Source organism: Acidovorax benzenivorans (assembly GCF_028680575.1).
Lineage (GTDB): Bacteria > Pseudomonadota > Gammaproteobacteria > Burkholderiales > Burkholderiaceae_C > Acidovorax > Acidovorax benzenivorans.
Genome location: NZ_JAPCKI010000003.1, coordinates 191,125 through 202,965, shown reverse-complemented (window position 1 = coordinate 202,965; position 11,841 = coordinate 191,125). Strand labels below are relative to the sequence as shown.

General features: G+C 62.7%; 14 protein-coding genes. 2 read left to right on the top strand and 12 right to left on the bottom strand.

Annotated features, from left to right (window positions below):
• Positions 1 to 450: 450 nt before the first annotated feature.
• The 8 genes from fabF to OIN59_RS06760 form a co-directional block, all read right to left on the bottom strand.
• A complete protein-coding gene (gene fabF / locus OIN59_RS06795; RefSeq protein WP_274108509.1) occupies positions 451 to 1,695 on the bottom strand; it encodes a beta-ketoacyl-ACP synthase II in 1,245 nt (414 codons plus the stop codon).
• Between the two features lie 48 nt (positions 1,696 to 1,743).
• Positions 1,744 to 1,983, bottom strand: coding sequence for an acyl carrier protein (acpP, locus tag OIN59_RS06790; protein ID WP_003058049.1), 240 nt, complete (start codon positions 1,981 to 1,983; stop codon positions 1,744 to 1,746).
• Between the two features lie 103 nt (positions 1,984 to 2,086).
• Positions 2,087 to 2,836 (bottom strand): 3-oxoacyl-ACP reductase FabG, encoded by a 750-nt coding sequence (gene fabG / locus OIN59_RS06785; RefSeq protein ID WP_274108455.1) that lies wholly within the window; start codon positions 2,834 to 2,836, stop codon positions 2,087 to 2,089.
• Entirely contained in the window at positions 2,833 to 3,783 is a 951-nt protein-coding gene (gene fabD, locus OIN59_RS06780; protein ID WP_274108453.1) for an ACP S-malonyltransferase, read from the bottom strand. The genes fabG and fabD overlap by 4 nt, the downstream gene beginning before the upstream one ends.
• 59 nt (positions 3,784 to 3,842) lie before the next feature.
• Positions 3,843 to 4,820 (bottom strand): beta-ketoacyl-ACP synthase III, encoded by a 978-nt coding sequence (locus tag OIN59_RS06775; protein WP_274108451.1) that lies wholly within the window; start codon positions 4,818 to 4,820, stop codon positions 3,843 to 3,845.
• Complete coding sequence (gene plsX / locus OIN59_RS06770) at positions 4,820 to 5,872, bottom strand: phosphate acyltransferase PlsX (RefSeq protein ID WP_274108449.1); 1,053 nt, start codon at positions 5,870 to 5,872, stop codon at positions 4,820 to 4,822. The genes OIN59_RS06775 and plsX overlap by 1 nt, the downstream gene beginning before the upstream one ends.
• A gap of 107 nt (positions 5,873 to 5,979) precedes the next feature.
• The gene (rpmF, locus tag OIN59_RS06765) at positions 5,980 to 6,162 is read right to left on the bottom strand and encodes a 50S ribosomal protein L32 (protein ID WP_005794249.1); all 183 of its coding nucleotides are present in this window, start codon (positions 6,160 to 6,162) and stop codon (positions 5,980 to 5,982) included.
• 111 nt (positions 6,163 to 6,273) lie between these two features.
• A complete protein-coding gene (locus tag OIN59_RS06760; protein ID WP_274108409.1) occupies positions 6,274 to 6,822 on the bottom strand; it encodes a YceD family protein in 549 nt (182 codons plus the stop codon).
• Between the two features lie 25 nt (positions 6,823 to 6,847).
• Between OIN59_RS06760 and OIN59_RS06755 the strand changes: the two genes are divergently transcribed.
• Both OIN59_RS06755 and OIN59_RS06750 read left to right on the top strand, forming a co-directional pair.
• Entirely contained in the window at positions 6,848 to 7,447 is a 600-nt protein-coding gene (locus tag OIN59_RS06755; RefSeq protein ID WP_274108407.1) for a Maf family nucleotide pyrophosphatase, read from the top strand.
• Positions 7,444 to 8,220 carry an SAM-dependent methyltransferase gene (locus OIN59_RS06750; protein WP_274108405.1) on the top strand — a complete coding sequence of 259 codons (777 nt, stop codon included), beginning with the start codon at positions 7,444 to 7,446 and terminating at the stop codon, positions 8,218 to 8,220. The genes OIN59_RS06755 and OIN59_RS06750 overlap by 4 nt, the downstream gene beginning before the upstream one ends.
• 265 nt (positions 8,221 to 8,485) lie before the next feature.
• On the opposite strand, the gene OIN59_RS06745 is transcribed toward OIN59_RS06750, so the two are convergent.
• The 4 genes from OIN59_RS06745 to OIN59_RS06730 form a co-directional block, all read right to left on the bottom strand.
• Positions 8,486 to 9,532 carry a S49 family peptidase gene (locus OIN59_RS06745; RefSeq protein WP_274108403.1) on the bottom strand — a complete coding sequence of 349 codons (1,047 nt, stop codon included), beginning with the start codon at positions 9,530 to 9,532 and terminating at the stop codon, positions 8,486 to 8,488.
• A gap of 92 nt (positions 9,533 to 9,624) precedes the next feature.
• Complete coding sequence (locus tag OIN59_RS06740) at positions 9,625 to 10,002, bottom strand: Rieske (2Fe-2S) protein (protein ID WP_274108401.1); 378 nt, start codon at positions 10,000 to 10,002, stop codon at positions 9,625 to 9,627.
• A 27-nt stretch (positions 10,003 to 10,029) separates the two neighbouring features.
• Positions 10,030 to 10,704 carry an HAD family hydrolase gene (locus tag OIN59_RS06735; RefSeq protein ID WP_274108399.1) on the bottom strand — a complete coding sequence of 225 codons (675 nt, stop codon included), beginning with the start codon at positions 10,702 to 10,704 and terminating at the stop codon, positions 10,030 to 10,032.
• Between the two features lie 25 nt (positions 10,705 to 10,729).
• The gene (locus OIN59_RS06730) at positions 10,730 to 11,731 is read right to left on the bottom strand and encodes an RluA family pseudouridine synthase (protein WP_274108397.1); all 1,002 of its coding nucleotides are present in this window, start codon (positions 11,729 to 11,731) and stop codon (positions 10,730 to 10,732) included.
• Positions 11,732 to 11,841 lie beyond the last annotated feature (110 nt).

The following is an 11,841-nucleotide window of genomic DNA, read 5'->3' as shown; positions in this document are numbered from 1 at the left end:
TCCAAAAGCACCTCAGGGGGCGCTGAAAGCGCCAGCAGCATGCTGGTGGGCAACACGCGGTTCAACATCCAGATTTGGCCATCAAACTGCAGCACTCCACGGGGTTGGCTCCACCAAAAATGCGTCGCCCCCGCCAATGCCGATACCCACAGGCCGAGGGCCACCAAGATGGACGGATGGGCAGCACGGGTTCCCAGAGCCACCCAGGCAACCAAAACGAAAGCACCGGCTAGCACCAAAGCAGCCAACAGCACGCCCAAGACCCGACTGCGCCGCAGCAAATACCGCACAGCAGGGGGTCGCCGCGAAAGCTGTGTCACAAGCCCGCCCTCTTCGGCCGATAGGTCAAGCCCCAGCGCGATGCCAAACCGACACCACGGCCGCAGGTCCGCTGGCTAGAGGCCAGCAAACAACGCGGGCTGCGACCGAGCCCGTGATATCGAAGCGAAATCAGACGCGTTTGAACACCAGCGTTCCGTTGGTGCCGCCAAAACCGAAGTTGTTTTTGACAGCCACATCGATCTTCATGTCCCGTGCCGTATTGGCGCAGTAGTCAAGATCACACTCCGGATCCTGGTTGAACAGGTTGATGGTGGGCGGCACTTTTTGTTCGTGCAGTGCCAGCACGGTGAACACGCTCTCGATACCCCCCGCACCGCCGAGCAAATGGCCCGTCATGGATTTGGTCGAGCTCACAACGGTCTTGTAGGCATGGTCGCCCAAGGCCGCCTTGATCGCGTTGGTCTCGTTGATGTCACCCAGGGGAGTGGAGGTGCCATGGGCGTTGAGATAGTCCACCTGATCGGCATTCATCCTGGCATTGCGCAGCGCATTGAGCATGGCACGCCGGGGCCCATCCATGCTGGGTGCCGTCATGTGACCCGCATCTGCGCTCATGCCAAAACCGCTGAGTTCGGCATAAATCTTGGCACCACGGGCTTTGGCGTGTTCGTACTCTTCGAGCACCATCACACCAGCGCCTTCGCCCAGCACAAAACCGTCTCGGTCCTTGTCCCAGGGGCGGGATGCCGTCTTGGGATCGTCGTTACGGGTGGACAGTGCCCGCATGGCGGCAAATCCGCCAATGCCCAGCGGGGATACCGTGGATTCGGTACCGCCCGCCACAACCACGTCTGCATCGCCGTATTCGATCATGCGCCCGCCCTCGCCGATGCAATGCAGGCCTGTTGTGCAGGCAGTCACCACAGCAAGGTTGGGGCCCTTAAAGCCAAAGCGCATGGACACATGCCCTGCCACCATATTGATGATGGACGCAGGCACAAAAAATGGCGTGATACGCCGTGGTCCGCGGCTGACCAGTTCGGCGTGGGTGTTTTCGATCAGCGGGAGGCCACCAATGCCAGAGCCGATCACGCAGGCTATGCGTGTAGCGAACTCCTCACTGAGCGCTTCCCCCGTGGGAAGCCCCGCGTCCTGCACGGCCTGCGCCGCAGCAGCGATGCCGTAGTGGATAAAGGCATCCATCGCGCGCGCATCCTTGGCGCTGATGTACGACTCCAGGTCAAGACCTTTGACCTCTCCCGCAATCTTGCAGGCGAAGTTCGACGCATCGAACTTGGTGATGAGATCAATGCCGGACTGGCCGGCAAGGAGATTGGCCCAGGACTCGGCCACCGTGTTACCCACGGGGCTGACGCAACCCAGGCCGGTCACGACAACGCGACGACGGCTCATGCGTATAAAACCTTCTGCTGATCGCTTGAGTCAGGCGCAGGGCGCCGCTCAGGCCTTCTGGTGAGTGTTGGCGTAGTCGATGGCGTTTTGCACCGTGGTGATCTTCTCGGCGTCTTCGTCCGGGATCTCGATGCCGAATTCGTCTTCCAGAGCCATCACCAGTTCCACCGTGTCGAGCGAGTCGGCACCGAGGTCTGCCACGAAGGCCTTTTCATTGGTGACTTGGGACTCTTCCACACCGAGTTGTTCGGCAATGATTTTTTTGACGCGTGCTTCGATATCGCTCATGGTTTCCCTCTGGGGGTTGTGAATGAATCCGCGATTCTAGCCGCTTAAGGAGAAGCCCCTAAACGACCCGCCGTCCGGATGAACCGGCGTTAACTTTCAACAACTACATGTACATGCCGCCATTGACGTGCAACTCCTGCCCCGTCACATAGCCAGCCTCGCGCGAGGCGAGGTATGCCACTGCGTGTGCGATGTCCGCAGGCTTGCCCATATGGCCCAGCGGGATCTGCGCATTGAGCGCTTTTTGCTGGTCTTCGGGCAACACAGAGGTCATGTCGGTCTCGATGAAACCAGGGGCCACGCAGTTCACAGTGATGTTGCGACTGCCCAGCTCACGGGCCAATGCGCGCGTCATGCCCGCCACGCCCGCCTTAGCAGCCGCGTAGTTGGCCTGACCCGGATTGCCCGACGCACCCACCACGCTGGTGATGCTGATGATGCGCCCAAAGCGCTGCTTCATCATCGGACGGATCGCAGCGCGGCTCACGCGAAACACGGCCTTGAGATTGGTATCCAGCACCGCATCCCAGTCGTCGTCCTTCATGCGCATGGCCAGGGTGTCGCGCGTGATGCCTGCATTGTTCACCAGCACATGCAGCCCCCCTTGCTGCTTGACGATGGCGTCCATCAGCATCTCCACGGCGGCGGCGTCGTTCACATTCAGGTTGGCACCCCGGCAACCGGAGTAGGCCAACAGCGCCTGACTGATGCGCGCAGCGCCCTCATCGGTAGTGGCAGTGCCAACGACGTGGTAGCCACGCGCGGCAAGCTCCAGGGCAATGGCTGCACCAATGCCGCGTGATGCACCGGTCACCAGCGCTACTTGCGCTGCCGTCTGGGTCGATTCCGTCATGCCAACAACTCCCTGGTTTCGGCCAGCGTGGCCGAGTCAAACAATACCGCTCCAACCAGTTCGGGGTCGATGCGCTTGGTGAGGCCCGCCAGCACCTTGCCGGGGCCACATTCAACAATATGCGTCACGCCGCGCGCCTTCAGCGCGTGCACGCATTCAACCCAGCGCACAGGGCCGAAGGCCTGGCGGTAGAGCGCGTCGCGAATGGCATCAGCGTCTTGCTGCACCGCCACGTCCACGTTGTTGACCACCGGAATCTGCGGGGCAGCAAGAGCCACTTCCGCCAAGGCCACGCGCAGCTTTTCCGCAGCAGGCTTCATGAGGCTGGAGTGAAAAGGCGCCGACACCGGCAGTGGCAATGCACGCTTGGCACCCGCCGCCTTGAGCACCTCGCAGGCCTTATCCACACCGGCCTTGGTACCAGCGATCACGGTCTGGATCGGGTCGTTGAAATTGACCGCCTCGACCACCTCGGCAGTACCGGGCCCGAACGATGCCAAGGCCTCGGCACAGCCAGCGATGACCCTGGAAGCCTCCATACCCAAAATGGCAGCCATGGCGCCAGTGCCGACCGGCACCGCCTCCTGCATGGCCGCAGCACGCAGTCGCACCAGCGGAGCCGCCTGCGCCAGCGTCAACACACCAGCCGCCACCAGGGCCGAGTATTCACCCAGCGAGTGCCCAGCAACGGCCACCGGGGCTGCGCCCCCCTCGGCACACCAGACGCGCCAAGCAGCTACACCCGCTACCAGCATCACCGGCTGGGTATTCGTGGTCAGGGCCAAAGCCTCCTTGGGGCCTTCCTTGATCAGCAGGCCCACATCCTCACCCAGGGCATCCGAGGCTTCCTGCAGGGTCTGCGCCACCACCGGGTGCTCACCCCAGCCGTCGAGCATGCCCACAGACTGCGAGCCCTGCCCCGGAAAGACAAATGCAAAAGACTTCATGAAAAATCCAGATTTATGATGAAATTGGCCGGCAGCGCCCGTCTTTATTGCGCTAGCAGCTACAATTTCAGGAGCACCGCGCCCCAGGTGAAGCCACCGCCCACACCTTCGAGCAGCAAGGTCTCGCCCTTTTTGACCTGACCAGAGCGCACCGCGTGGTCCAACGCCAGAGGAATGGACGCTGCCGAGGTATTGCCGTGCTGATCCACAGTGACCACCACCTTGTCCATGGACATCTTCAGCTTGCGGGCAGTGCCCTGCATGATGCGGATATTGGCCTGATGCGGGATCAGCCAGTCGATATCAGCCTCGGTCAGCCCTGCTTTGGCAAGAGCAGCGTGGGCTGCCTTCTCCAGCACCCCTACGGCCAGCTTGAAGACCGCCTGTCCATCCATCTTGAGGACCGGGTCTCCGAGCACTTGGCCGCCGGACACATTGCCCGGCACGCACAGGATATCGACATGCTTGCCGTCGGCGTGCAGGTCGCTCGACAGGATGCCGGGGATCTCCGAAGCCTCCAGCACCACAGCACCGGCCCCATCACCAAACAACACGCAAGTCGTGCGGTCGTTGAAGTCCAAGATGCGACTGAAAACCTCCGCACCGACCACCAGCGCGCGCTTCGCTGCCCCCGTCTGAATCATGGCGTCCGCCACCGACAAGGCATAGACAAAACCGCTGCACACCGCCTGCACATCAAAGGCTGGGCAGCCATTCGCGCCCAGCTTGTTCTGCAAGATACAAGCAACGGACGGGAACACCATGTCCGGCGTGGACGTGGCCACGATGATCAGATCGATATCGGTCGGCTGCAAGCCGGCTGCCTGCAAGGCATTGCGCGCAGCCTCCAGACCCAGGTCACTCGCCGTGACGTCGGGTGCAGCAAAGTGGCGCGCCCGGATGCCGGTGCGCTCCACAATCCATTCGTCGGAGGTTTCGATACCGCGCTGGCCGAGTTCGGCAACCAGATCGGCATTGGTCAACCGGCGGGGAGGCAAATAGCTGCCAGTGCCGGTAATACGGGAATAACGTCTCATTATTGTGCGGTCGCCGCAACGCCAGGCAGGGGCTGGGCATTTGCAGGCGCCAGCAGGGGCGCCGCATGCGCAATCCGGGTCCGGACACGGTCGAGCAGGTTGTTGCGGGCTGCATCATACGCCCGGTTCAACGCCTGCTCGAAAGCCATGGCGTCCGCCGATCCGTGGCTCTTGAACACTAGGCCGCGCAGACCCAGCAACGCTGCGCCGTTGTAACGGCGGTAATCCATGCGCTTCATCAAAGCTTTTAGGATCGGATAAGCAACGATGGCAGCGATTTTGGTAAAAATATGACGCGAAAACTCGGTTTTGAGCGCACCAATGATCATCGAGGCGACACCTTCGCTGGCCTTGAGCGCCACATTGCCCACAAAGCCGTCGCAGACCACGATATCCACCGTGCCCTTGAAGATGTCGTTGCCCTCAACATTGCCGTAGAAGTTCAAATCGCCAGAATTAGCCGCAGATCGAAGCAATTCACCCGCTTTTTTAATGACTTCGCTGCCCTTAATGACTTCCTCGCCAATGTTCAGCAGCCCCACGGTGGGCTCGCCGCCCTCCTGAAGAACCGACACCAGGGCCGAGCCCATCACGGCAAACTGCAGCAGATGCTCGGCCGAGCAGTCCACATTGGCCCCCAGGTCCAGCACCGTGGTGGCCCCACCGGTGGCGTTGGGCAGCTGGGTGGCAATAGCGGGGCGGTCGATACCGTCCAGTGTCTTGAGCAGATAGCGGGCAATGGCCATCAAGGCACCGGTGTTGCCAGCAGAGACAGCCGCCGAAGCCGTGCCATCCTTGACTTGCTGAATGGCCACGCGCATCGAAGAATCCTTCTTCTTGCGCAAGGCCACCTCCACCGGGTCGTCCATGGCCACCACTTCGGAGGCAGGAACGATGGTGGCACGGTCGTGGGAAAACGATTGCAGACTGTCCGTCAGGCCAACGAGCAGCAGACGGGCATCGGGGTGGTGTTCGAGAAACTGGCGGCACGCCGCGAGCGTGACGCGGGGGCCATGGTCGCCCCCCATGCAGTCAACAGCCAGTGTGATCATGGGCGACTTGTCCGGCCGGCCCAGGGGGCCGAGAGATGAATACGACGGTCAAAACAAAGGCCCGCGCTACAGGGTTTGTAGCAACGGGCCTTTGGATGGAGTGAAGGTCAGGCTTCAGACTTGTTCTTCAGCACCTGACGGCCACGGTAGAAACCGTTGGGGCTGATGTGGTGACGCAGGTGCGTTTCACCGGTGGTGGGTTCCACAGCAATGCCTGGCACGTTCAGGGCATTGTGCGAGCGGTGCATGCCGCGCTTGGAAGGGGACTTTTTGTTTTGCTGAACGGCCATGATGGCTCCTGATCTGGAATAGGTTGGTAAAAACGCGATCAGCCCAAAAAGACACGATGGGGTTCGCGTGAAGCCCACGATTATAACCCAAATGCTTTTTGGGTCGATGAATCAGTCTTTGGCGTCCTTGCGCAGGGCTGCCAGCGCCGCGAAGGGGTTGGGCTTTTCGGCATTGGCTTCTTCAAAATCATCGTCCGAAGACGCCAGCGGCACCGAGCTCGGGCACTCGTCGTGTTTGGGAACCACGGGCAACGCCATCAGCAGTTCGTCTTCAATGAGTTCATGCAAATCAAACTCGCGACTCAAGGCCAGCAGGTCTTCTTCGCTCTCATCGTCCAACGCCTCGGCCGTGGCTTCGTCCGCCACAAAGCGGAACTCACGATCCACCTCCAGGGGGACATCCACCGGAGTCAGGCAGCGCTGGCACTCCATGGGGAAGCTGGCGCGCACCTTGATGTGCAACCAGACCTGCCCCATGCCTCCCAGCGCGGTACGCACCTCGCCCGTCGCCTCCCAGTCCACCAGCAAGTCGGGGTGCAGGCCTTTGGCCTCTTGCGCCAGGCGTTCGTACTTCAGCAGTGAGTCGTGGCCCGCCAGCCGACCGCCAGCCTGTGCGAAGGCTTTCACGTCGAGGCGCTGTGCGGAGAATTCCTTAGTCATGGCGGCAGTGTAAGAGAATCGGCGCATGCATCAATCCCCCTCCCTGCAACGCCCTCTGGTATTGGGCTCAACCTCGCGCTACCGGCGCGAATTGCTTGAGCGGCTGAACCTGCCTTTCGACGTAGCAGCCCCCCATGTCGATGAGAACCCTCTGCCCGGCGAAGCCCCGCGCGCCCTGGCGTTGCGCCTGGCACTGGCCAAAGCGCATGCGGTGGCGCGGCAACACCCCGAGGCGGTTGTGATCGGATCCGACCAGGTGGCCGACCTTGCTGGCGAGCCGCTGGGCAAACCAGGCCAGCACGATCGCGCCGTGCAACAGCTGCGCCAGATGCGCGGCCAGACCGTGGTGTTCCAGACGGCGCTGGCCGTGGTGTGCGCCGCCACCGGCTTTGAGCAGGTGGACCTCGCCCCGGTGGAGGTCAAGTTCCGCGACCTGTCTGACGAAGAAATCGAGCGCTACCTGCGCGCCGAACAGCCCTACGACTGCGCGGGCAGCGCCAAGAGCGAAGGCCTGGGCATTGCGCTGCTGGACGCCATCCACAGCGACGACCCCACGGCCCTCATCGGGCTGCCGCTGATCCGGACATGCCGCATGCTGCGCGCGGCGGGGCTGGTGCTGCCATGAACGTAAAAACCGGCACGCTGTACCTGGTGCCCGCCCCCCTCGACTTTGGCTGCGACACCCAGGCCCCACTGCAGGACGCCCTGCCCTCGGCCACCCTGCAGACGGCAGCACGCCTGACCCATTGGGTGTGCGAAAACGCCAAGAGCACGCGAGCCTATCTCAAACGCATCGACGCGCTACACCCCCTGGCAGCCCCCCTGCAGCAGCAACAGATCACCGAACTTCCCCGCGAAGTCCACAAGAAGGGGGACCATGGCGACAAAGGCTCGGCCCCGTTCGACGCCCGCCCCCTGCTGGCTGCAGCACTGAACGGGCATGACATTGGACTGGTCAGCGAAGCCGGCATGCCCGCCGTGGCCGACCCTGGCTCTTCGGTGGTACGGGCGGCCCACGACCTGGGCCTGCGCGTGGTACCGCTGGTGGGGCCGGTATCGCTGCTGCTGGCCTTGGCAGCCAGTGGCCTCAATGGGCAGAACTTCGCCTTCGTCGGCTACCTGCCACAAGACGGGCAAGAGCGCGCACAGCGCATCAAGGAGCTGGAGGGCATCGCGCTGCGCACCGGCCAGACCCAGCTGTTCATCGAGACCCCGTACCGCAACCCTGCCCTGTGGCAGGCACTGGTACAGACCCTGCAGCCCCACACCCGCCTGGCGCTGGCCAGCGGATTGACCCTGCCCGACGCACGAGTGCAAAGCCAGCTGATGCGCCAATGGAAACAGCAGCCCGCGCCGCCGGACAACCGTACCCCCGTGGTGTTTGCGCTGGGACGTTGAGACAGAAGCGGCACGGCACGGCAAGGGAGTTGCGCATTAAATGCTACATATTTAGGAGCATCTGAGACATATGACACTAGCGCAATCTCCCAAAAACACCTCAAACCGCTTCACAACGCCCCCACACCAGGACCGAGGCACTGCGCAACACGCACCCACAAAAAAGCCCCGGGAGATAGCTCTGCCGGGGCTTTGAATCGTGTGGAAGGGTCCGCAGTCAAGGTCTTGCGTTGATCACGCCCCCCTGCCGACTCCCCAACGGATGTCAGCGCAACTGCGGTCCCGAGACGGCCAGCGACTTGACTGCGCCCATGCCCACGGCAGCGCCAAACCGCTTGGCCAGGCGCTCGGCCACGTTGTCTCGGCGGGTGTAATCAATGATGTCTTCGGCCTTGACCACTTCGCGGGCCACGTAGTCCAGGTTGCCCAGCTTGTCCGCCAAGCCCATTTCCACGGCCTGCTGGCCGGTCCAGAACAAGCCGCTGAACGTGTCGGGCGTGGTCTTGAGGCGGTCACCGCGCCCGGCCTTCACCACGGCAATGAACTGCTGGTGGATCTGGTCGAGCATGGTCTGCGCATAGGCGCGCTGCTTTTCGGTCTGCGGGCTGAAGGGGTCCAGAAAACCCTTGTTCTCACCCGCCGTAAGCAGGCGGCGCTCCACACCCACCTTTTCCATCACGCCCGTAAAACCAAAACCGTCCATCAGCACGCCAATGCTGCCCACGATGCTGGCCTTGTCCACGTAGATGTCGTCGGCGGCGGCGGCGATGTAGTACGCAGCCGACGCGCAGGTTTCTTCCACCACGGCGTAGATCGGCTTGTTGTGCTTGGCCTTCAGGCGCACGATCTCATCGTTGATGATGCCAGCCTGCACCGGGCTACCGCCAGGCGAATTGATGAGCAACACCAGGGCCCGCGAGCCCTCATCCTCCAGCGCGCTGCGCATGGCGGCCACCACAAACTCGGCGCTGGCCTCGGCACCGCTGGCGATCTCGCCCTTGATGTCCACCACCGCCGTGTGCGGCGTGCTTATGCTGGTGCTGGGCGATGCCTGGCGCAGAGCCACGAACGCGACAGTGACAAACAGCACCAGCCAGGCCAGGCGGAAAAAGATCTTCCAGCGGCGGGTACTGCGTTGCTCGTTGAGGGCTGCAAAGGCCAGCTTTTCCAGCGTGGCGCGTTCCCAGCCGGGTTCACGCGATGAATCGCTCACAGATGCTCCTGAATTAGTAGCTGCTTGCGCCCACAGATCGGGCGCGGAGTTGTTTTTAGGGTCAAAGCCCGGCGAGCCGGGCTGCTGGGGGTCTGTCATGTCATGCGTCCTGGGCATTGCACCACTGCAGCCCGCGCGTCACGCTGGCTGGCGCCAGGCAACAGCGCACTAGGGTAGTTCATCTGGATTTTCTAGAACTCTACGGGCTGCAGGTTGTAGGCAGTATGCCAGCGCACCACACCATCGCTCTCCGACAGGGCAATTTTCACCAGCCCGCCCCGACAGGGGCCGCCCGCACACTGACCGGTGCCGGGCAGATAGGCCGCCCCGTGGGTCGCGCACAGCAGCCAGTGGCCCGTGCCGTCAAAAAAGCGATTCGGCTGGTAGTCCATCTCCATCGCCACATGGGTGCAACGATTGAGGTAGGCATGCGGCAGACCCTGGTAGCGGATCGCAAAGGCCCGGCAGGTCTGGCCTGCGTACTGCACATCAAACGGCACGGCCAGCCCCCCATCCACGAGGTCGGCACTGTTGCACAGCGCGATGAGCTGATCGGGTGGTGTGGTCATGGGCGCATCCCGCTCCGATATCCAGCGTCACGTGTTGTGCAACAGCCAGTCGTGCAGCTCGCGCACCGAATGCACGATCGCCAGCGGCTTGAGCGCGTGAAAGGCGTCTGGCTCATGGGCACCATAGCTCACCCCCACACTCGCACAGCCCGCGTTGACCGCCATCTGCAGATCATGGGTGGTGTCGCCAATCATTAGCAGGCGGTCGGGCGCCACGTCAAATTCGGCCATCAGCTCCTGCAGCATCAAGGGGTGGGGCTTGCCTGCGGTCTGGTCGGCAGTGCGCGAGCCGTCGAACACGCCGCGCAAGTCCACCGAATGCAGCGCATCATCCAGCCCGCGCCGGCTTTTGCCCGTGGCCACGGCCAGCAGATGGCCGCGCTCGCGCAGGTCGTTCAGCAGGGGCAACACGCCCTCAAACAGGCTCAGGTCGTCCTGGTGCTGGATGTAGTGAAAGCGGTAGCGGTTGCCCAGCTCGGTGTATTTTTCGGGCGGCACATCCGGCGCCGCATGGGCCAGTGCCTGCATCAGGCCCATGCCAATCACATAGGCCGCCTCTTTGTCGGTAGGCACGGCGCCCCCCACATCGCGCACCGCCGCCTGAATGCAGCGCACGATGATGGCGGTGGAGTCAAACAGGGTGCCGTCCCAGTCAAAGGCGATGAGGTCGAAGCGGCGCGGACGGAAGTTTTTGGCAGACATGGAGGGGGTTCTTCGCGCAGGATCGTCAGGCAGGGGACACAAAATCGGCCAGCTCGGGGGGCAGCTCGGCAATCAGCTGCACACGCTCGCCCGAAGCGGGGTGATTGAACTGTAACCGCCATGCGTGCAGGAACATACGCTTCATCGAGAGCTTCTGAAGGCGCTTATTGAGGTCAAAGTCGCCGTATTTGTCGTCCCCGACGATGGCGTGGCCCTGGCTGGCCAGGTGAACACGAATCTGGTGGGTGCGACCGGTCTTGATGGTCACCTCCAGCAACGACATGGTCGGCAGGCCCTGCGCAGCGCGCGCGGGCACGGTGCTGCGCACCTTGACCAGTGTGATGGAGCGCATGCCATCCGGGTCGTCGGCCGTGGTCACCCGCACGCGGCGCTCACCGTCGGCCTGCAGGTATTTGTGCAGTGGCAGGTCGATGACCTTTTTGTTGGCAGGCCAGGCGCCCGTGACCAGTGCCAGATAGGTCTTTCCCGTTTCTCGCTCACGGAACTGGTCCTGCAGGTGGGTAAGCGCTGACCGCTTCTTGGCCACCAACAGGATGCCCGAGGTCTCGCGGTCCAGGCGGTGCACCAGTTCCAAGAACTTGGAAGCCGACCGCGCCTGGCGCAATTGTTCGATCACGCCAAAACTCACGCCACTGCCGCCATGCACCGCCACACCGGCGGGTTTGTCGATGGCGATCAGGTGCTCGTCTTCGAGCAGGATGGGAAATTCGCGCGCGGGCGCCGGGCGCTCGGCCTTCTCGGCCACCTTGTCAGAGATGCGCACGGGCGGCAGGCGCACCACGTCGCCCGCTTCCACGCGGGTGTCGGCACTCACGCGCCCTTTGTTGATGCGCACCTCGCCGCTGCGGATGATGCGGTAGACATGCGTTTTTGGCACACCCTTCAAGTGGCGTATCAAAAAGTTATCGAGCCGCTGGCCGGCGGAGTCAGCATCCACTTCCACCAGGCGGGCTGCGGGAAGCCCCGCAGGGGCTGTGGGCGGTTTGGCCCCTATAATGTGTTTCACCTGCGCGTTGTTATGTAAGTGGTTGATTTGTCTGGAGTTTAGTCCACACAGCCCTTGCATCTGCGCAGAGAGGTCGATGCCAGCGGGCGTCGTGCGCGCAGATTGCAGGC